Source organism: Novosphingobium sp. BL-S-19 (genome assembly GCF_055521675.1).
In genome coordinates, this window is the sequence record NZ_CM145498.1 from 3671081 (window position 1) to 3690435 (window position 19355).

Here is a 19355-nt window from a genome sequence, read left to right on the forward strand (position 1 = left end):
GGGTGGGCGGAGCGCGGCGGCTCCGCCCGTGATCCCGTTATTCCGCCGCCAGCGCCGTGCCGTCGTCCTCGTTGTCGTCGTGGCTGGTAAGCTCGACGTTGAGGCCCAGCGAGCGCATTTCCTTGACGAGCACGTTGAAGCTCTCCGGAATGCCGGCTTCGAAGGTGTCGTCGCCCTTGACGATCGCTTCGTAGACCTTGGTACGGCCCACCACGTCGTCCGACTTCACCGTCAGCATTTCCTGCAGGGTGTAGGCGGCGCCGTAGGCCTGGAGGGCCCAGACCTCCATTTCACCGAAGCGCTGGCCACCGAACTGCGCCTTACCGCCCAGCGGCTGCTGGGTGACGAGCGAGTAGGGGCCGATCGAACGGGCGTGGATCTTGTCGTCGACAAGGTGGTGCAGCTTCAGCACGTACTTCATGCCCACCGTGACCTTGCGGTCGAAGCAGTCACCCGTGCGGCCGTCATAGAGGTGCACCTGACCCGATTCGTCGAGACCGGCGAGCTTGAGCATGTCGGAGACATCCTTCTCGACCGCGCCGTCGAACACCGGCGAGCCCATCGGCACGCCCTTGCGGACGGACTGGGCGAACTCGACGATCTGTTCGTCGCTGCGCGATTCGATATCGGCGGTGTAGTTGTCGCCGTAGATCTCCTTGAGCAGCTCGCGAACGGCTTCCGGCGGCTGGCCGGCAACCGGGTTCGGGTTGGCCGCACGCCAGTCGTCCAGAGCAGCGCCGATCCGCGCGCCCAGGCCGCGGGCGGCCCAGCCGAGGTGCGTTTCGAAGATCTGGCCGACGTTCATGCGCGAAGGCACGCCGAGCGGGTTCATCACGAAGTCGACCGGGGTGCCGTCTTCGAGGAAGGGCATGTCTTCCAGCGGCAGGATGCGGCTGATGATACCCTTGTTACCGTGACGACCGGCCATCTTGTCGCCCGGCTGAAGCTTGCGCTTCACGGCAACGAAGACCTTGACCATCTTGAGCACGCCGGGGGCGAGTTCGTCGCCGCGTTCCAGCTTCTCCTTGCGGTCCTCGAACTTCTCCTGGATCGCCTTGACGGTGAGGTCGTACTGCGTCTTCACCGCTTCGAGCTGCGACTGCATGTGGTCGTCCGCAACCGCGAACTTCCACCATTCGTGACGCTCGACCTCGTCCAGCACCTCGTCGGTGATGTCCACGCCCTTCTTGATGCCCTTGGGCGCCGAAGTGGCGACCTGGCCGAGGAGCATGTCCTTCAGACGGTTGTAGGTGGCGCGGTTGAGGATGACGCGTTCGTCCTCACGGTCCTTGGCGAGGCGTTCGATTTCCTCGTTCTGGATCGCGCGGGTACGGTCGTCGACCTCGATACCGTGACGGTTGAACACGCGCACATCGACGATCGTGCCCGAAACGCCCGGCGGCAGACGCAGCGAGGTGTCGCGGACGTCCGAGGCCTTTTCACCGAAGATGGCGCGGAGGAGCTTTTCTTCCGGCGTCATCGGGCTTTCGCCCTTCGGGGTGATCTTACCGACCAGGATGTCGCCCGGGTGCACTTCCGCACCGATGTAGACGATGCCCGCTTCGTCGAGGTTGCGCAGGGCTTCCTCGCCGACGTTCGGGATGTCGCGGGTGATGTCTTCCGGCCCCAGCTTGGTGTCGCGGGCCATCACTTCGAACTCGTCGATGTGGATCGACGTGAACACGTCGTCCTTCACGATCCGCTCGGAGATCAGGATGGAGTCTTCGTAGTTGTAACCGTTCCAGGGCATGAACGCGACGAGCACGTTGCGGCCCAGAGCCAGTTCGCCGAACTCGGTCGACGGGCCATCGGCGATGGTGTCGCCGGCCTGCACGACTTCGCCCACCTTCACCAGCGGACGCTGGTTGATGCAGGTCGACTGGTTCGAACGTTCGAACTTCTGCAGACGGTAGATGTCGACGCCCGACTTGCCGGGTTCGATATCGCCCGAAGCGCGGATGACGATACGGGTGGCGTCCACCTGGTCGACGATGCCGGCGCGAAGGGCCGAAATCGCGGCGCCCGAGTCACGCGCAACCGTCTCTTCCATGCCGGTGCCGACGAACGGAGCGTCCGCCTTCACGAGCGGCACGGCCTGACGCTGCATGTTCGAGCCCATGAGTGCGCGGTTGGCGTCGTCGTTTTCCAGGAACGGAATGAGCGAGGCGGCAACCGAGACGAGCTGCTTGGGCGAAACGTCCATCAGCGTGACCTGATCGCGCGGGCTCATCACGAATTCGCCGTTCTGGCGAGCCGAGACGAGTTCCTCGACGAACGAGCCGTCGGCGTTCAGCTCAGCCGACGCCTGCGCGACGGTGTGCTTCTGCTCTTCCATCGCCGAGAGGTAGACGACGTCCTTGGTCACGTGACCGTCGTTCACCTTGCGGTACGGCGTTTCGATGAAGCCGTACTTGTTGACGCGGGCGAAGGTCGACAGCGAGTTGATCAGACCGATGTTCGGGCCTTCCGGCGTTTCAATCGGGCAGATACGGCCATAGTGGGTCGGGTGAACGTCGCGGACTTCGAAGCCGGCGCGCTCACGGGTAAGACCACCCGGCCCAAGTGCCGAAACGCGGCGCTTGTGGGTGACTTCCGACAGCGGGTTGGTCTGGTCCATGAACTGCGAGAGCTGCGAGGAACCGAAGAACTCGCGAACGGCGGCCACGGCGGGCTTGGCGTTGATGAGGTCGTTCGGCATCACGGTCGACACGTCGACCGAGCTCATGCGCTCCTTCACGGCGCGCTCCATGCGGAGCAGGCCGACGCGGTACTGGTTTTCGAGCAGCTCGCCCACCGAACGTACACGGCGGTTGCCGAGGTTGTCGATGTCGTCGATTTCGCCCTTGCCGTCCTTGAGGTTCACCAGTTCCTTGACGACGGCGAGGATGTCCTCGACGCGCAGGGTGGTCACGGTGTCCTCGGCATCGAGGCCAAGACGCATGTTCATCTTGACGCGGCCCACGGCCGACAGGTCGTAGCGGTCTGCGTCGAAGAACAGGCCGTCGAACAGCGCTTCGGCGGTTTCCTTCGTCGGCGGTTCGCCCGGACGCATGACCTTGTAGATCGCTTCCAGACCCATGTCGCGGTTCTCGGCCTTGTCGGCCTTGAGCGTGTTGCGGATCCAGGGACCGGTGTTGATGTCGTCGATGTCGAGCAGGTCGATCTGGTCGATGCCCGCGCGGTCGAGCGCTTCGAGGTTTTCCGGCGAAACTTCGTCGCCCGCCTCGATGTAGATGCGGCCGGTCGACTCGTCGATCAGGTCCTTCGCCGAATAGCGGCCGAAGATTTCCTCGGTCGGGATCAGCAGTTCCTCAAGACCGTCCTTCTGCGCCTTGTTGGCGGCGCGCGGAGAGATCTTGGTGCCGGCCGGGAACACGACTTCGCCCGACTTGGCATCGACGATGTCGAACGCCGGCTTGGCGCCGCGCCATGCTTCGGCCTGGTACGGCAGCTGCCAGCCGCCCGAACCACGCTTCCAGGTCACGGTTTCGTAGAAGTGGTTGAGGATCGCTTCGCTGTCGAGGCCCAGGCCGAACAGCAGCGAGGTGACCGGCAGCTTGCGCTTGCGGTCGATACGCACGTTGACGATGTCCTTGGCGTCGAACTCGAAGTCCAGCCACGAACCGCGGTACGGGATCACGCGGGCCGCGAAGAGGTACTTGCCCGAGGAGTGCGTCTTGCCGCGGTCATGGTCGAACAGCACGCCCGGCGAACGGTGCATCTGCGAGACGATGACGCGCTCGGTGCCGTTGATGAAGAAGGTGCCGTTCTCGGTCATGAGCGGCATGTCGCCCATGTAGACGTCCTGCTCCTTGATATCGAGGACCGAGCGGGTCTCGGTCTCGGCATCGACTTCGAACACGATCAGGCGCAGCGTGACCTTCATCGGGGCCGCGTAAGTGATGCCGCGCTGGCGGCACTCGGTCACGTCGTACTTCGGCTCTTCCAGCTCGTAGTGGACGAAGTCGAGTTCGCTGGTGCCCGCGAAGTCACGGATCGGGAAGACCGAGCGCAAGGTCTTTTCCAGACCGGAGACATAGCCGGTTTCGGGGTTCGAGCGCAGGAACTGCTCGTAGCTTTCGCGCTGAACCTCGATGAGGTTGGGCATCTGGACGACTTCGTGGATGTCGCCAAAGATCTTGCGGATGCGCTTCTTTGCAGAGCGGCGCACATCGACGGGCTTGGTGGCCATGATCTGGTCTTTTTGCCTCTTCGCTTCGGGGCCGATTCGCGATGAACGACCCCTTGAAAATCTCGTCTGCGAGGACGTAATCCCTGCCGTGGAAACAGGGCACCCGAAACGCCAAAAGGCCGCCCGGCACGCGCGGAATCCCTAGCGGAATGCCAATTGCGGCCAGCAGCCTGATGCATCGGATGAAATCCCGAAAGCCTCCTTCCCGGGCATGCCCCCGCGCATGGGCAGCCTTGCTCGAGGCGATCGAGCGAGGGCCGGATATAGGAGCCGGGGCCTCCACCGTCAATGTCACCAATGCGAGAGGTGGTTTTTCGCGTGAACGCCGCATGAACTTTTCGTCGCAAGAATGACAGATTTCCGCCATTTTTTGGCAGATTTATCGCGCAAAAGGCAGTTCGTCCGCAAAATCCGCTCATCTGATCGCGGTTTTGCACGCTTCGTCGTAACCAGTGCCGGTCCAGTGCATTTTTCTGTCATGGAAAAGAGGATTGCCCCCCGCTCGCCCCGCGCCCTGACGGCGATTGCCGCCGTCCTTGCGCTCGCTACCACCCCGGCTTTCGCGCAGGAGGCCAGCACAACGGTGCCGCCCGCTGCCGCAATGCCGGAGCAGACGGTTCCGGCCACACCGGCCCAGCCTGCAGCGCCGACCTCCGCCGCGCCGACGATCGTGCTGCCGCAAGTAGACGACGCCGCGCCGACAGCCGCTACGGCGGCACCGGCACCGGTTGCCCCGGCACCGGTCACGACTGCGCCGGTCGCAACCGCACCTGCCTCCGCGCCCGATGAAGCGGCGGCAGCCACCGCTCCGGTTGCTACCTCAAGGCCGCAAGCCGCCGATCGTGCGCCGCGCGCAACACCCCCCGCGCCCGCACGCGTGCCCACCGCAGAGAGCGCAGGCACGGCACGCACCGGCGCGCTGGCCCGGGGCGACGCGCCGCCGGCCGTCGTGTCTTCCCCGACAGCGACTGCACCCGTCGCTGAACCCGGCGCGGTTGCCAGCCCCGCACCCGCTGCTGCTCCGGCGAATAAGAATAACAACGCCGGCTTCCCGATTGAGGGCATCGCCGGCCTGCTCGCCGCCCTGGGCATCGCCGGCGCCGGCGCCTATGCCATGACCCGCCGCCGCCGCACGGATAGCGAAGACGAGTTCGTCGAGGACTTCACCCCCGCCGAACCCGAACCGACGCCCGCCGCCATGGCCGACCCGATGGCGCTTCCCGCCAATCCCCCCACCCGCCCTGCTGCCCGCCTCGGCCCGTCGGCCGAAGCGCTGGCTGCCGGGCCGGTTCCCATCGGCGACGATCGTGCCGAATTGCTGGAAGCGATGGTTGCCGCCGCGCCGAACGAGGCGAACCCCTTCACTTCGCGCAAGGCCCGTATGCGCCGCGCGCGCCTGATCCTTCAACACCGCGAGCACCTGCAAATGCAGGGCAAGCCCTTCGACTGGCGCACCTACAGGCCTACGACCAGGCCCTCCAATCCCACCCCCACAGAAACACTGGTCGAGGCCTGAACCCGGCGATGCCGTAACCCCTGCACGGCAAAACCGGCCTTCAATGCGGGGCGACTCCCAGCGAGTCGCCCCGCTTTTCTGTGCCCCGCCCACTCTTCTGCTCACCGCCGGAGCCTCGATTTTCCGAAATACGATCAGCCTCATATTGTTTTTCAATATTATCGATTGACGATAAGTCCGAATCGACTTATTGAATATCGATATTAAGCATATCGGAGAACGAACAATGACCCAGTCCCAGATGCAAAAGGCCTCTCGCCCGCTCGCCGTGGCGCTGGCCATCGTCGTCACCGGCGCCTTCTGGCTGCCCACCGTGTCGACCCCGGCCGAAGCCGCCGCCCGCACGCCGGTGACCGTCGAAGCCGGCACCCACCTCACCATCGTCGTCGCCGCGCCCGCCGCGCCGGCCTTGATGTAAGATTCAGGAAAAGAGGGGCACCGACATGACTTCCACCATGCAATCGATCACGCGCGACCCACTGCTCGCCATCGCCAAGGGACTGCTTTGGTTCCTGATGGCGAGCATGGCCATCGCCATTGCCGCCTGCCTTGTGGCGATCCCGCTGCTACTGTTCTTCCAGAACGACATCTCCGCCGAAATGGCCAAGGAAATGCCGCTGGTGATGCCGCAGTTCTTCTGGGCGGTCAGCGCCATCCTGGTCTTCGCGGCAATCCTCTGCGGCATCCTGTTTCGCATCTTCCAGCTGCTGAAGCGGATCGTCGGCACCGTGGGCGACGGCGATCCCTTCGTACCGGAGAATGCCCGGCGCCTGACGCAGATGGCGTGGCTCAGCCTGGTGGTGCAGCTGATCGGCCTGCCGCTTTCCACGCTGGGCGCGCTGATCAACAAGATCGGCGACGGCCATACCCACCTCGACACCATCGGCGGCATCTCGGGCAACGGCCTGTTGCTGATGCTGATCCTGTTCATCCTGGCCCGCGTCTTCCGCAAGGGCGCCGAAATGCGCGCCGAGCTGGAAGGAACCGTGTGATGGGCGACGACGGCAACGAAGGAGGCAATATCGTGGTGAAGCTGGACGACCTGCTCTATGCCCGCCGCATGACGCTGACCGAACTGGCGGAGCGCATCGGCATCACCCTGGCCAATCTTTCGATCCTGAAGACCGGCAAGGCCAAGGCGATCCGCTTCTCCACACTGGAAGCGATCTGCCGGGAACTCGATTGTCAGCCGGGCGACCTCTTGGGATACGATGCGCCCGAAAGCCCGACTGCCGACCCCGCCGACTGAGATCGACTCTGCTTGACTCCGGGCGCGCTTTCCTTCAAAGGCGCGCCCGAACCGTTGGGTTTCGGCCCATCGTTCATCCGTCCGAGACAGTTGGTGTCCTCGATTTGCGAGGGCTTAATTTCCAGCCTAGACGGGGAACAGGAAATTTTCCGGCCCTCGCTCCTTTTGTAGCGTGGTGCCAATTTCGGGTTTCGATCCGAAAAACTCCTTCCCCATCGCCAACGGACTCGCTCGAAGCGCATCAGCGCTTCGGACAAACGTAGCCGGCCGTGCGGGACGCAAGTTCCAAGCGGTCACATGTGAAGGAGTAAGGCATGGATCGTTTGCAGAAAGCCGATTCGGTCGCCCAGCTCAACGCGGTCTTCAACGAGGTCGGCGTGGTGGTTGTCACCCGCAACCTCGGCATGTCGGTGGCCCAGTCCACCGCCCTGCGCGGCAAGATCCGTGAAGCCGGTGCTACCTATAAGGTTGCAAAGAACAGTCTTGCCAAGCTTGCCATCGCGGACACCGACTACGTCGGTATCAACGACTTCCTGACCGGCCCGACGGCCATCGCCACTTCGGTGGACCCCGTCGCAGCTGCCAAGGCCGTCGTCGATTTCGCCAAGACGACCGACAAGATCGAGATCGTCGGCGGCGCGATGGGTTCGCAGGTTCTGGATGCTGCCGGTGTCAAGGCTCTCGCCTCGATGCCGTCGCTCGACGAACTGCGTGCCAAGCTCATCGGCCTCGTTCAGGCTCCGGCGACCAAGATCGCCCAGCTGCAGACCGCTCCGGCGGCCAAGCTGGCGCGCGTCTTCGCTGCCTACGCCGACAAGGCTGCTTGAGCCAAAGCTTAAGCAACACTTTTCGTTACGATTTATCCCGGCGGACCGCATCCAGCACCCCGGGACCACAGATCAGGAGTTATTATCATGGCCGATATCGCCAAGCTTGTTGAAGAACTGTCGCAGCTGACCGTCCTCGAGGCCGCTGACCTCGCCAAGGCTCTCGAAGAAGCATGGGGCGTTTCCGCCGCTGCTGCCGTTGCCGTGGCTGCTGCCCCGGCCGGCGACGCTGGTGCCGCTGTTGAAGAAAAGACCGAATTCGACGTGATCCTCACCGGCGACGGTGGCAAGAAGATCAACGTCATCAAGGAAGTCCGCGCCATCACCGGCCTGGGTCTCGCCGAAGCCAAGGCTCTTGTCGAAGGCGCCCCGAAGGCTGTCAAGGAAGGCGTCAACAAGGCTGAAGCCGAAGACATCAAGAAGAAGATCGAAGAAGCCGGCGGCACCGTCGAGCTCAAGTAATCTTCTTCTCGGAAGGTCTTCCGAGCAGAAAAAGGAAAGGGCGGTCCCTCGGGGCCGCCCTTTTCGTTTGCGCGCCGCTCACCGTAACGCGTCGCCGCCACGCAATCTCTTGACGTCGCTTCAGCATATCCATAACACGATATATAACGTGATATGGAGATTCGAGTGACCGACGTTATTGCCGATCTGGGCGGCATCCTTCTGGGCAGCCGCATGAAGCGTCTGGCCGAACGCCTGCAGGGCGACGCTGCGCGGATCATCGAGGATGCCGGCCTTGGCGTGCAGCCCAGCCAGATCCCCCTGCTCGCCGCGCTGGACACGGCGGACATGACCGTGGGCCAACTGGCCGAGGCGATCGGCTCGAGCCAGCCCGGCGTGACGCGGGCGATCGGCGGGCTCACCGAGCTTGGGCTGGTCGAGGCCAACCCCGGCGCGGACTTGCGCCAGCGGCTGCTTTCGCTGACGTCCGCAGGCAAAGCGGCGATGGCCCGCGTAAAGATGCACGTCTGGCCCGGCGTCGGCCGCGCCGTGGACGAAATGTGCGATGGCCGGACCGCCGAACTGCTTGAGCACATTACCCGGATCGAGACGGCGCTGTCTGCGTCCTCGATGGTGGAGCGCCACGCCCGCCTTGGCCAGCCCCAGCTGACGATCCGTGAATTCTCCGACGATCTTGCCCGCGAATTCCACGACATCAATGCCGAGTGGATTCAGGCGATGTTCCACCTGGAACCCACCGACCGCGACGTCCTGGAAAACCCGCGCGCGCGCATCGTCGATCCCGGCGGCACGATCCTCTTCGTCGAGGCGGAGGGGCTGGGCATCGTCGGCACTTGCGCACTGCAGAAGACCGGCGAGCACTCCTTCGAACTCACCAAGATGGGTGTCCGCTCCTCCGCGCGCGGGCTCAAGGCAGGCGAATTCCTGCTGGACGCCATGATCGGCCGCGCCCGCGAAATGGGTGCCGACCCGCTCTATCTGCTAACCAACAAGAAGTGCGAGGCGGCGATCCATCTCTATGAGAAACTGGGCTTCCAGCATGATGCCGGGATCATGGAGCGCTACGGCGCCCGGTACGAGCGGTGCGACGTCGCGATGATCCATCCGCTTTGAACGGGTAATCTGGCGTTCAGCTTCGCGGGAGCAGCTTGCCCCGGCAAAGGACGAGTCACGAAGGAGGTTGCCCCCTCATGCGAATGCCTTCGAAAAAGTATCTTCTCGGCGCCGCCGCACTGGCCCTGCTGGGCGCCGGCGTGGCCGAAGCCGCAACTGCCAAGCTGCATACCATGAACGTCAATGCCCCTGACGGATCGGTGGTGCAGGTCCAGTATTCCGGCGATGTGGCCCCCAGGGTGGAGGTCGTTCCTGCCGATCAGGCACAAGCCGCATCGATGCCAGTGATGGCGGATCCCTTCGCCGAAATGGACCGTATTTCCGCGATCATGGACGCACGCATGAACGCCATGATGCAGCAGGCGGCAATGATGCAGGCGCACGCCGCGCAGATGCAGCAACAGGCAGTCGCCAACGGTGACGCGCAGCAGTCTGCTCCCGGCATGGTGATGGTCGGCGACATGCCCAAGGGCGCGCAAGTGACCTACTATTCGTCGAGCACGGACGCCAATGGCTGCACCCGTTCGGTCTCCTACAGTTCGGACGGTTCGGGCGCGGCGCCGAAGATGACTCAGGCTGCCTCGGATTCGTGCGAAGCAGTTACGCCCTCGACCAAGGCGATTCCCGCCAAGGCCGAAAAGGCTGTGGAACAGCCCAAGCAGCCCCTGCCCGCCAATACGATCTGACCCTTTTCCCGGTCTTCCGCAAAGCCAACCCCCTTGGCCACCCCTCGGAAGACCGGATGAAAGGGCGGCGCCGCTCCCATGTCGCGGCGCCGCCCTTTTTCGTTTGCAAACTTACTTCTGCTTTTCGAGGTAATCGATGATCGCCTTGCGCTTCTCCGCGTCGGGGACGGCGATCACCATGCGCGTGCCGGGCACCATCTTCATCGGCCCCTGCAGCCAGGTATCGAGCGATTGCCGATCCCACGTGATCCCGGACTGTTTGAGCGCCGGGCTGAACGGAAATCCGGCCACGTCCCCCGCCTTGCTGCCGACGATGCCGTGGAGCGTAGGGCCGACGCCGTTACGGCCGGCCTCGACCGAATGGCACGAGCGACAGATGGCAAAGGCGGGCGGTGCGGTATCGGCAACGGCTGGCGCTGCGGCCGCGACCTCGGTCGTCGCGGCAGGCGAGCTGGACTGCTGCTGCTCGCCCGAACCTCCACACGCCGCGACCAGTGCGAGCGGTAGGGTTGCGATTATCGATTTCACGTACATGCGGGAACTCCGGCCTGGCCCGAACCTGTCGATTCTTGTCTTGGCGACATCCCGTATTATGCCGCAGCGATGAAGGGAAGTGACTGATCCAGCGCAAAGTCCCCGCGCTTCGGTCACGACAAATCCGCTTTCGTTCGCGCACGCGAACGCCTATCGCCCTGCGACCATGGCGACACGCGACCTGCCTTCCACCTTCCGTGCCGAACTGGCCGCCACCCTGCGCCTTGCGGGGCCGCTGGCGCTGGCCAACCTGCTGCAGATGGCGGTTTTCGCCACCGACGTGATCTTCGTCGCCCGGCTCGGCCAGCAAGCGTTGGCGGCGGCAAGCCTTGCCGTCGCCATCGTCGCGCTGCTGGCGATGGGGCTCAACGGCGTTACCGGCGCCGTCGCTCCGCTGATCGCCGCCGAACTCGGCCGACGCCGTCATTCGGTACGCGAAGTGCGTCGATCGACGCGCATGGCGCTGTGGGTCGCGATATTGGGGGGAATCGCTTGCATCGCGCTCTGCCTGTTCGGCGGCGCGCTCATGCGGCTGACCGGGCAGGATCCCGACGTTATCGATCTGTCCGGCCACTTCATCCGGGTGCTGTCCATTGCGATCGTGCCCATGGCTGTCGCCAACGTGCTGCGCACGTTCGTGTCCGCCCTCGGTCGCCCGTTTTTCGCCACGGCGATCACGGCGCTGTCGATCCTGGTCAACGTGCTGGGCAACTACACGCTGGTCTTCGGCCACTTCGGCTTCCCGGCGCTGGGGCTGACGGGTTCCGCATTGTCCAGCATCACCACCGCCTGCGTCAGCGTGCTGGCCTATGCCCTAGCCATCTCGACCGACCGCAAGCTGCGGCGCTTTCACGCCTTCGGCCGCTTCTGGCGTGCGGAAACCGAGCGGATGCGCCAGATCCTGGCCCTCGGCCTGCCGATCGCAGCCACCCTGATCGCCGAGGGCGGCCTGTTCTCCGGCGCTGCCTTCCTGATGGGCCGCATCGGCGAGGCGCAGTTGGCCGCGCATACCGTCGCCCTGCAGATCGCCGCTTTCGCGTTCCAGGTGCCTTTCGGCGTGGGCCAGGCGGCAACGATCCGCGTGGGCTATCACTACGGCGCGGGCGACAGGCACGGCGTCGGCCATGCGGGCAGCGCGGCCATTGCCATCGCCATGGCGTTCATGATCGTCTCCGCATCGACCATGCTGATCTTCCCGCGCTTCATTCTCTCCGGCTACGTCGACGTTCACGCGCCGGAAAACACAGTGCTGGTCACGTTCGCGCTGCAGTTCCTGTTCGTGGCGGCGATCTTCCAGTTGACCGATGGCCTGCAGGCGGTGGTCGCCGGCGCCCTGCGCGGCATTCAGGATACGCGCGTGCCGATGATGATCGCCCTGTTCGGCTATTGGGCGGCGGGCTTCGCGACGTCCGCCGCGCTCGGGCTATTCACCCCGTTGCAGGGCGTGGGCGTGTGGATCGGCCTTGCCGTCGGCCTCACCGCCGCGGCGGTACTGCTGCTCATGCGCTGGCATTGGCGCGACCGCTTTCACCTCGCACCGATGTAAGGCTGGAGCGGGACCGTCACGCACTCGTCTCATCCCGCGCCTACACCGACCTGAAATTTTTTGCCGGGTCATCGCTTGACGAGCCCACCGGGGGGAACCATATCCCCGGCCGTTGGCACTCTGCACGCCAGAGTGCCAATTCCAGTTTCTTGCCCTTTTAGTTCGTAGGATAAGGGAGAATCCCATGACTTTCCGCCCGCTGCACGACCGAGTTCTCGTGCGCCGCGTCGAGGCCGAAGAAAAGACGGCCGGTGGCATCATCATCCCCGACAGCGCCAAGGAAAAGCCGGCTGAAGGCGAAATCGTCGCTGTCGGCACCGGCGCTCGCGCTGAAAACGGCACCATCACCCCCCTCGACGTCAAGGTTGGCGACCGCGTGCTGTTCGGCAAGTGGTCGGGCACCGAAGTCAAGGTTGGCGGTGAAGACCTGCTGATCATGAAGGAATCGGACATCCTGGGCGTGATCGGCTGATCACGACCATCCTGATGAAAATCAGGATCGCGATGTTCTGACGGAACATCGCAGAGACAGTTCAAACCGATAGCGGTCCCAGTTTTCGCTGGGATGACGAAATCAAAGGAATTCAAAATGGCAGCCAAGGACGTAAAGTTCGGCCGCGACGCGCGTGAACGCATTCTCGCCGGCGTCGACACCCTCGCCAACGCCGTCAAGGTGACCCTGGGCCCCAAGGGCCGCAACGTCGTGATCGAGAAGAGCTTCGGCGCTCCCCGCATCACCAAGGACGGTGTCTCGGTCGCCAAGGAAATCGAACTCAAGGACAAGTTCGAGAACATGGGCGCCCAGATGCTGCGCGAAGTGGCTTCGAAAGCCAACGACGCAGCCGGTGACGGCACCACCACCGCGACCGTTCTCGCCCAGGCGATCGTGCGCGAAGGCATGAAGTCGGTTGCCGCCGGCATGAACCCGATGGACCTGAAGCGCGGCATCGACCTCGCTGTCGGCAAGGTCATCGAGAACATCAAGGGCCGTTCGAAGGCCGTTGCCGGTTCTTCGGAAATCGCCCAGGTCGGCGTGATCTCCGCCAACGGTGACGTGGAAGTCGGCGAAAAGATCGCCGAAGCCATGGAAAAGGTCGGCAAGGAAGGCGTCATCACCGTCGAAGAGGCCAAGGGTCTCGAATTCGAACTCGACGTCGTCGAAGGCATGCAGTTCGACCGCGGCTACCTGTCGCCCTACTTCGTCACCAACCCCGAGAAGATGACGGTCGAACTCGAAAACCCGTACATCCTCATTCACGAGAAGAAGCTGTCGTCGCTCCAGGCGCTGCTGCCGATCCTCGAAGCCGTGGTGCAGTCGGGCCGTCCGCTCCTCATCATCGCCGAGGACATCGAGGGTGAAGCCCTTGCCACGCTCGTCGTCAACAAGCTGCGTGGCGGCCTGAAGATCGCTGCCGTCAAGGCTCCGGGCTTCGGCGACCGTCGCAAGGCCATGCTGGGCGACATCGCCACGCTGACCGCCGGCGAGATGATCTCGGAAGACCTCGGCATCAAGCTTGAGAGCGTCACGCTCGGCATGCTTGGCCAGGCCAAGAAGGTCACCATCGACAAGGACAACACTGTCATCGTCGACGGCGCCGGTGCGGCTGACGACATCAAGGGCCGCGTCGAGCAGATCCGTGCCCAGATCGAAGTCACCACCAGCGACTACGACCGCGAGAAGCTGCAGGAGCGTCTGGCCAAGCTTGCTGGCGGCGTGGCCGTCATCAAGGTCGGCGGTGCGACCGAAGTCGAAGTGAAGGAACGCAAGGACCGCGTCGACGACGCTCTCCACGCGACCCGCGCTGCCGTTGAAGAAGGCATCGTCCCCGGTGGCGGCACCGCGCTGCTCTACGCAACGCGCGCCCTCGACGGCCTGGCCGGCGCCAACGACGACCAGACCCGCGGCGTCGACATCGTCCGCAAGGCGATCACCGCTCCGCTGAAGCAGATCGCTGAAAACGCGGGCCACGACGGCGCCGTCGTCGCCGGCAAGCTGCTTGACGGTTCGGACGAATCGCTGGGCTTCAACGCCGCGACCGACGTCTATGAAAACCTCGTCGCCGCCGGCGTCATCGACCCGACCAAGGTCGTGCGCACCGCGCTGCAGGATGCGGCTTCGGTCGCAGGGCTCCTGATCACCACCGAAGCGGCGATCAGCGAAAAGGCCGACGACAAGCCCGCCATGCCGGCGATGCCCGACATGGGCGGCATGGGCGGCATGGGCGGCTTCTAAGCCAACCACGTCACCAACGCGAATTGGGGCCGGAAGGAGCGATCCTTCCGGCCCTTTTTCGTTATTGCCCCGGCCCGACCGCCATCGCGGGCGCTTTCGGGAAGAATAGGCCCGCGCAATCTTGCGCATCAAGACGCGTCGAAATCGCCGAATGTGCATTTTTAAACGGATTCAAACGCATCCGAATCGGTCTTCGCAGCGACAGGATCGGTCCGGTTCCCGCAATTGCCCGCATGGGCCATGCAATTCGTCGCGCAACGCTGGCGCTTTATCGAATTCGGATTAATCTCACCGGTGGGTTAACCCTGCGGGAAAATCAGAAAGGTAAGGGTGGGTTCTGCATGATCGGGGCAGATAGTCTCCTGACGCGGTGCCTGGCCGGCACGCAGCGTTTCATCAAGGTCGCAAGCATTGTCGCCGCTGCCACCGCGTCCTTCGCGCCTGCCCATGCAGGCAATATCAACGACGTGCAGGATTCGTTCGATTCGGTGTTCGGCACCGAATTGCGCAGCCCGCGCACGCCGGATGATTTCGAACGCCGCTTGGCCGGCGTTGCCGAAGGATCGCAGGGCCGAATCGGCGTCGCCGCCGTTGACCTTTCGACGGGGCGTACCGTCGACGTGCTTGGCAACCAGCGTTTCCCCATGGCCAGCACCAGCAAGGTCGCCATCGCGGCGACCTTCCTGGAGGGCGTCGACAAGGGCAAGTGGAGCCTTTCCAGCGAATATCCGCTGATGATCCCGGTCGCCTCCGCGCCGTTTTCCAGCTCGGTCGCCCCGGTGCGCCCGGGTGCCTACATGTCGGCCCGCCAGTTGATGGAGTTGATGATCACCCGCTCCAACAATTACGCCACCGATGCGCTGCTCAAGGTCGTCGGCGGCCCCGCTGCCGTCAATGCCTGGGTGCGCCGCGCCGGCATCGAGGATTGGCATATCGACCATGACATCGCCACGCTGGTGCGCGACGATGGCGCGATCAACCCCGCCAAGGTGGTCGACAAGCGCGACAGCGCCACGCCGCTTGCGATGGTCGAGCTGCTGACCGGCATCTATCAGGGCAAGTGGCTGACCCCGGAAAGCCGCAGCGTGCTGATGGGCGCCATGAGCCGCTGCGTCACCGGCCGCAACCGCATCCGCGCCGGCCTGCCCAGCGGCGTCAGCGTCTCGCACAAGACCGGTTCGCTCAACAACACGTCGAGCGACATCGGCTTTATCGAAACCGCCGATGGCCGCGCCTATGCGGTGGCGATCTATGTCACCGGACAGGGCGGCCGCCCGGCCCGCGAAGCCCGCATCGCCAGCATCGCGCGCACCGTCTACGAAGGCTATCTGGCAGACGCCGGCAGCTATCGCCGCACCGCCTCCGCCTCGCGCTGAGGTAGGACGCCGCCAAACGAAAAGGCTCGCTGGATCACTCCAGCGGGCCTTTTCGTTTGGGTGAAGCCCGAACCGAAATCCGGGCCTTCGACCTCAGTGCTGGGGCGTGGTCGAATCGTGCGGCTCGCCTTCGGCATTGGTCACGTCGGCAGCGGCTGCGGCAGCGTCGGCGGCGGTGTCGTCAAGGGTCTTCTCGGCGCTCTTGGCGGCTTCGCTGGCGGCACCCTTGGTGTCGTCGGCAGCCTGCGCGGCCTTGTCGCCGGCATTGTCCACGGCATCGCCCATGTCGTCCGCAGCCTGCGAAACGTCTTCGGCAGCCGAAGTCACGGTGTCGCTGGCTGCATCCTGCGTCTTCTGCGAGCAGGCGGCCAGCGAAAGGGCCGCAGCTGCGGCAGTCACGGCGATCAGGGTCTTGCGCATGTGTTCAGTCTTCCCTCGTTGCTGAAGTCGTCGATTCCGGATGCCGTCCGCAAATACGGTGCGGCGTGGGGGGCCGATCTCGCTCCCGTTCAGGACGCGCAGGATTAAGCCGCGACACGCCGCGTTTCAAGCATTCGCAGCGAAACGGCGAAATCACGCCCCGGTTCCCCGACCCCGCGAAGATTACTTCTGCAAAGATTACCTCGGCAAAGATTGCAGTGGGTGCGCGCGCAGTGCGGTGCTGACGGGCCGCGCGGGCGCTGCTACGGGTTGTCCATGGATTCCAAGCAGCATCTCTATCTCGTCGACGGCTCGGCCTATATCTTCCGCGCCTATCACCGCCTGCCACCGCTGACCAACCCGGAAGGGACGCCGGTTGGCGCGGTCTATGGCTATACGACGATGCTGTGGAAGCTGGCGGAAGACCTGAACAAGGCCGACGGGCCAACGCACCTTGCCGTGATCCTCGATGCCGGCAGCCACTCGTTCCGCAACGATATCTATGAGGATTACAAGGCCAACCGCCCGCCGCCGCCCGAAGACCTCGTCCCCCAATTCCCGCTGATCCGCGACGCCACCCGCGCCTTCTCGCTGCCCTGCATCGAGGAAGTCGGCTTCGAGGCCGACGACCTGATCGCCTCCTACGCCCGCGCCGCCACGGCGCAGGGCTGGGACGTGACCATCGTCTCCTCGGACAAGGACCTGATGCAGCTGGTCGGCAAATGCGGGATCGGCGGTGGCTGTGTCGACATGCTGGACACGATGAAGAACCAGCGGATCGACATTCCCGAAGTGGTCGAGAAGTTCGGCGTCCCCCCCGAAAAGGTCGGCGATGTGCTAGCCCTGATGGGCGACTCGGTCGACAATGTGCCCGGCGTTTTCGGCGTCGGCCCCAAGACCGCATCGAAGCTGATCCAGGACTACGGCGACCTCGAATCCGCGCTGGCCGCCGCGCCTTCGATGAAGAAGTCGAAGCTGCAGGAACGGCTGATCGAGCAGGCCGAACAGGCCCGCCTCTCCAAGGTGCTTGTCACGCTCAAGGAAGACTGCGTGCTGCCGATGGCGCTCGACCAGTTCAAGCTGGAAGCGATCCCGCCCGCGCCGCTCGCCGAATTTCTCGGCAAGCACGGCTTCACCAGTCTGCTCAAGCGCCTGGACCTCGGCCACGGCAGCCCCGAACGCACGACGCAGCTCAATCCGTCGAAGCCAGTAACCGCCGCCAGCGGCCCGGCCGAGGGCGCCGCGCGCCAGCCGATGCCCGAATGGCCGGCGGTGGATCGCAGCGCCTATGCCTGCGTCACCACCATGGCCGCGCTGGAAGAGTGGATCGCCCGCGCCGCCGCCGCCCATGTCGTCGCCATCGATACCGAGACTTCGGCACTCGATGCCATGCAGGCGGACCTTGCCGGCGTGAGCCTTGCGCTGGGCCCCAACGATGCCTGCTACATCCCGCTGGGCCATGGCGGCACCGACATGTTCGCCGAAAAGCCCGAACAGGTGCCGCTGGCCGATGCCCTCGCCCGCCTGAAGCCGCTGCTGGAAAGCGATGCGGTGCTGAAGGTCGGCCAGAACATCAAGTACGACCTCAACGTCTTCGCCCGCCATGGCATCCACGTGGCGCCGATCGACGATACGATGATCGTGTCCTTCTGCCTCGATGCCGGCCGCTCGCTGGACGGGATCGGCGGCGGGCACGGCATGGACGAACTTTCCGAACGCCACCTTGGCCACACGACGCTGACCTTCAAGGAGATCTGCGGCACCGGCAAGAAGGCCATCCCCTTCGGCGAAGTGCCGCTTTCGCGCGCCACCGAATATGCGGCCGAGGATGCGGACGTGACCTGGCGCCTGCACGCCAAGCTGAAGCCGCGCCTGTCGGACGAGAGCGGCACGCGCATCTACGAGATGGTCGACCGTCCGCTGATCCCGGTCGTCGCCCAGATGGAGCGCCACGGCATCAAGGTCGACCGCGAGAAGCTGGCAGGTCTTTCCAGCCAATTCGCCGAAGCCATCGGCGCGCTGGAGGCGGAAATCTTCGCCAAAGTCGGGCAGGAATTCACCATCGGCAGCCCCAAGCAGTTGGGCGACATCCTGTTCGACAAGCTCGGCTACAAGGGCGGCAAGAAGGGCAAGAGCGGCCAGTATTCCACCGATCAGTCGGTGCTGGAAAAGCTGGCGAACGAGGGCGAAGTCGTCGCCACCAAGGTGCTGGAATGGCGCCAGCTGTCCAAGCTGCGCTCGACTTATACCGAGGCACTGCAGGCCGCGATCAACCCGAAGACACAGCGCGTCCATACCAGCTACAGCCTGGTCGGCGCGCAGACCGGGCGCCTTTCCTCCACCGATCCGAACCTGCAGAACATCCCGATCCGCACCGAGATCGGCCGCCAGATCCGCGACTGCTTCGTGGCCGAGCCGGGCAATGTCCTGATCTCTGCCGACTACTCGCAGATCGAACTACGCCTTGCCGCGCATATGGCCGATGTGCCCAGCCTGAAGGAAGCCTTCGCCCAAGGCGAGGACATCCACGCGCGCACGGCGATGGAAATGTTCGGCACCGTGGACCGCGACACGCGCGGGCGGGCCAAGACGATCAACTTCGCCATCCTCTACGGCATCTCGCGCTGGGGGCTTGCCGGCCGTCTCGGTACCGAGGCGGACGAGGCACAGGCGATGATCGACCGCTATTTCGAGCGGTTCCCGGGCATCCAGCGCTATATCCACGAGACGCTCGAATCCGTGCGGACCAAGGGCTATTCGGAAACCCTGTTCGGCCGCAAGACGTGGTTCCCGCGCATCAATTCGAAGCACCAGGCCGAGCGCCAGGGCAGCGAACGCGCAGCGATCAACGCGCCGATCCAGGGCACCAGCGCCGACATCATCAAGCGCGCGATGGCCCGCATGCCCCCGGCACTGACCGACGCCGGCCTTGGCCACGTCCGCATGTTGCTGCAGGTGCACGACGAACTGGTATTCGAACTGCCCGAGAGTGACGTGGCGGCAGCCTCCGACGTGATCCGCAGCGTCATGGCCGGCGCGGCGGAACCGGCGGTGAAGCTGGATGTGCCGCTGGGCGTGGAAATCGGCCACGGCGCGAGCTGGGGCGCGGCGCACTAAATTTCAGCCGTTCAACACATCTCGTCGCCCCCGCGAAGGCGGGGGCCCCGCTTCCTTTTTGCCCAGCAGCAGAACAAGCGGGAT

The 19355-nt window shown here is 64.5% G+C and carries 16 protein-coding genes; 13 read left to right on the forward strand and 3 right to left on the reverse strand.

Features of this window, described 5'->3' with window-relative positions; genetic code table 11:
- Positions 1–37: 37 nt before the first annotated feature.
- Positions 38–4192, reverse strand: coding sequence for a DNA-directed RNA polymerase subunit beta (rpoB, locus tag ACZ1JV_RS25505; RefSeq protein ID WP_465151059.1), 4155 nt, complete (start codon positions 4190–4192; stop codon positions 38–40).
- Positions 4193–4670: 478 nt separating this feature from the next.
- Here rpoB and ACZ1JV_RS25510 point away from each other — a divergent pair, with 478 nt between their 5' ends.
- The 8 genes from ACZ1JV_RS25510 to ACZ1JV_RS25545 all read left to right on the forward strand — a co-directional run bounded on the left by ACZ1JV_RS25510 (position 4671) and on the right by ACZ1JV_RS25545 (position 10045).
- A complete protein-coding gene (locus ACZ1JV_RS25510; RefSeq protein WP_465151060.1) occupies positions 4671–5708 on the forward strand; it encodes a hypothetical protein in 1038 nt (345 codons plus the stop codon).
- Positions 5709–5934: 226 nt separating this feature from the next.
- Entirely contained in the window at positions 5935–6126 is a 192-nt protein-coding gene (locus tag ACZ1JV_RS25515) for a hypothetical protein (protein ID WP_465137034.1), read from the forward strand.
- Positions 6127–6151: 25 nt separating this feature from the next.
- Positions 6152–6700: a DUF2975 domain-containing protein gene (locus ACZ1JV_RS25520; protein WP_465137033.1), complete on the forward strand. Its 549-nt coding sequence runs from the start codon at positions 6152–6154 to the stop codon at positions 6698–6700.
- Positions 6700–6957, forward strand: coding sequence for a helix-turn-helix domain-containing protein (locus tag ACZ1JV_RS25525; RefSeq protein WP_465137032.1), 258 nt, complete (start codon positions 6700–6702; stop codon positions 6955–6957). Before ACZ1JV_RS25520 ends, ACZ1JV_RS25525 begins: the two co-directional genes overlap by 1 nt.
- 314 nt (positions 6958–7271) lie before the next feature.
- On the forward strand, positions 7272–7784 hold the full coding sequence (rplJ, locus tag ACZ1JV_RS25530) for a 50S ribosomal protein L10 (RefSeq protein WP_465137031.1): 513 nt from the start codon (positions 7272–7274) through the stop codon (positions 7782–7784).
- Between the two features lie 87 nt (positions 7785–7871).
- Complete coding sequence (gene rplL, locus ACZ1JV_RS25535; protein WP_465137030.1) at positions 7872–8246, forward strand: 50S ribosomal protein L7/L12; 375 nt, start codon at positions 7872–7874, stop codon at positions 8244–8246.
- A 165-nt stretch (positions 8247–8411) separates the two neighbouring features.
- Complete coding sequence (locus ACZ1JV_RS25540) at positions 8412–9359, forward strand: bifunctional helix-turn-helix transcriptional regulator/GNAT family N-acetyltransferase (protein WP_465151061.1); 948 nt, start codon at positions 8412–8414, stop codon at positions 9357–9359.
- 77 nt (positions 9360–9436) lie between these two features.
- Positions 9437–10045, forward strand: a complete 609-nt coding sequence (locus tag ACZ1JV_RS25545) for a hypothetical protein (protein WP_465151062.1) — start codon at positions 9437–9439, stop codon at positions 10043–10045.
- 111 nt (positions 10046–10156) lie between these two features.
- Here the strand turns inward: ACZ1JV_RS25545 and ACZ1JV_RS25550 are convergent, their stop codons facing one another.
- The gene (locus ACZ1JV_RS25550; protein ID WP_465151063.1) at positions 10157–10579 is read right to left on the reverse strand and encodes a c-type cytochrome; all 423 of its coding nucleotides are present in this window, start codon (positions 10577–10579) and stop codon (positions 10157–10159) included.
- Between the two features lie 166 nt (positions 10580–10745).
- On the opposite strand from ACZ1JV_RS25550, the gene ACZ1JV_RS25555 reads away from it, so the two are divergent.
- The 4 genes from ACZ1JV_RS25555 to bla all read left to right on the forward strand — a co-directional run bounded on the left by ACZ1JV_RS25555 (position 10746) and on the right by bla (position 15734).
- The gene (locus tag ACZ1JV_RS25555; protein WP_465151064.1) at positions 10746–12125 is read left to right on the forward strand and encodes an MATE family efflux transporter; all 1380 of its coding nucleotides are present in this window, start codon (positions 10746–10748) and stop codon (positions 12123–12125) included.
- Positions 12126–12309: 184 nt separating this feature from the next.
- On the forward strand, positions 12310–12597 hold the full coding sequence (groES, locus tag ACZ1JV_RS25560; RefSeq protein ID WP_086492655.1) for a co-chaperone GroES: 288 nt from the start codon (positions 12310–12312) through the stop codon (positions 12595–12597).
- Positions 12598–12714: 117 nt separating this feature from the next.
- Entirely contained in the window at positions 12715–14358 is a 1644-nt protein-coding gene (gene groL / locus ACZ1JV_RS25565; RefSeq protein WP_465151065.1) for a chaperonin GroEL, read from the forward strand.
- A gap of 341 nt (positions 14359–14699) precedes the next feature.
- Positions 14700–15734, forward strand: a complete 1035-nt coding sequence (gene bla / locus ACZ1JV_RS25570) for a class A beta-lactamase (RefSeq protein ID WP_465151066.1) — start codon at positions 14700–14702, stop codon at positions 15732–15734.
- Between the two features lie 93 nt (positions 15735–15827).
- On the opposite strand, the gene ACZ1JV_RS25575 is transcribed toward bla, so the two are convergent.
- Positions 15828–16154 carry a hypothetical protein gene (locus ACZ1JV_RS25575; protein WP_465151067.1) on the reverse strand — a complete coding sequence of 109 codons (327 nt, stop codon included), beginning with the start codon at positions 16152–16154 and terminating at the stop codon, positions 15828–15830.
- A gap of 276 nt (positions 16155–16430) precedes the next feature.
- Here ACZ1JV_RS25575 and polA point away from each other — a divergent pair, with 276 nt between their 5' ends.
- Positions 16431–19271 (forward strand): DNA polymerase I, encoded by a 2841-nt coding sequence (gene polA / locus ACZ1JV_RS25580; protein ID WP_465151068.1) that lies wholly within the window; start codon positions 16431–16433, stop codon positions 19269–19271.
- The last annotated feature ends 84 nt before the right edge of the window (positions 19272–19355 follow it).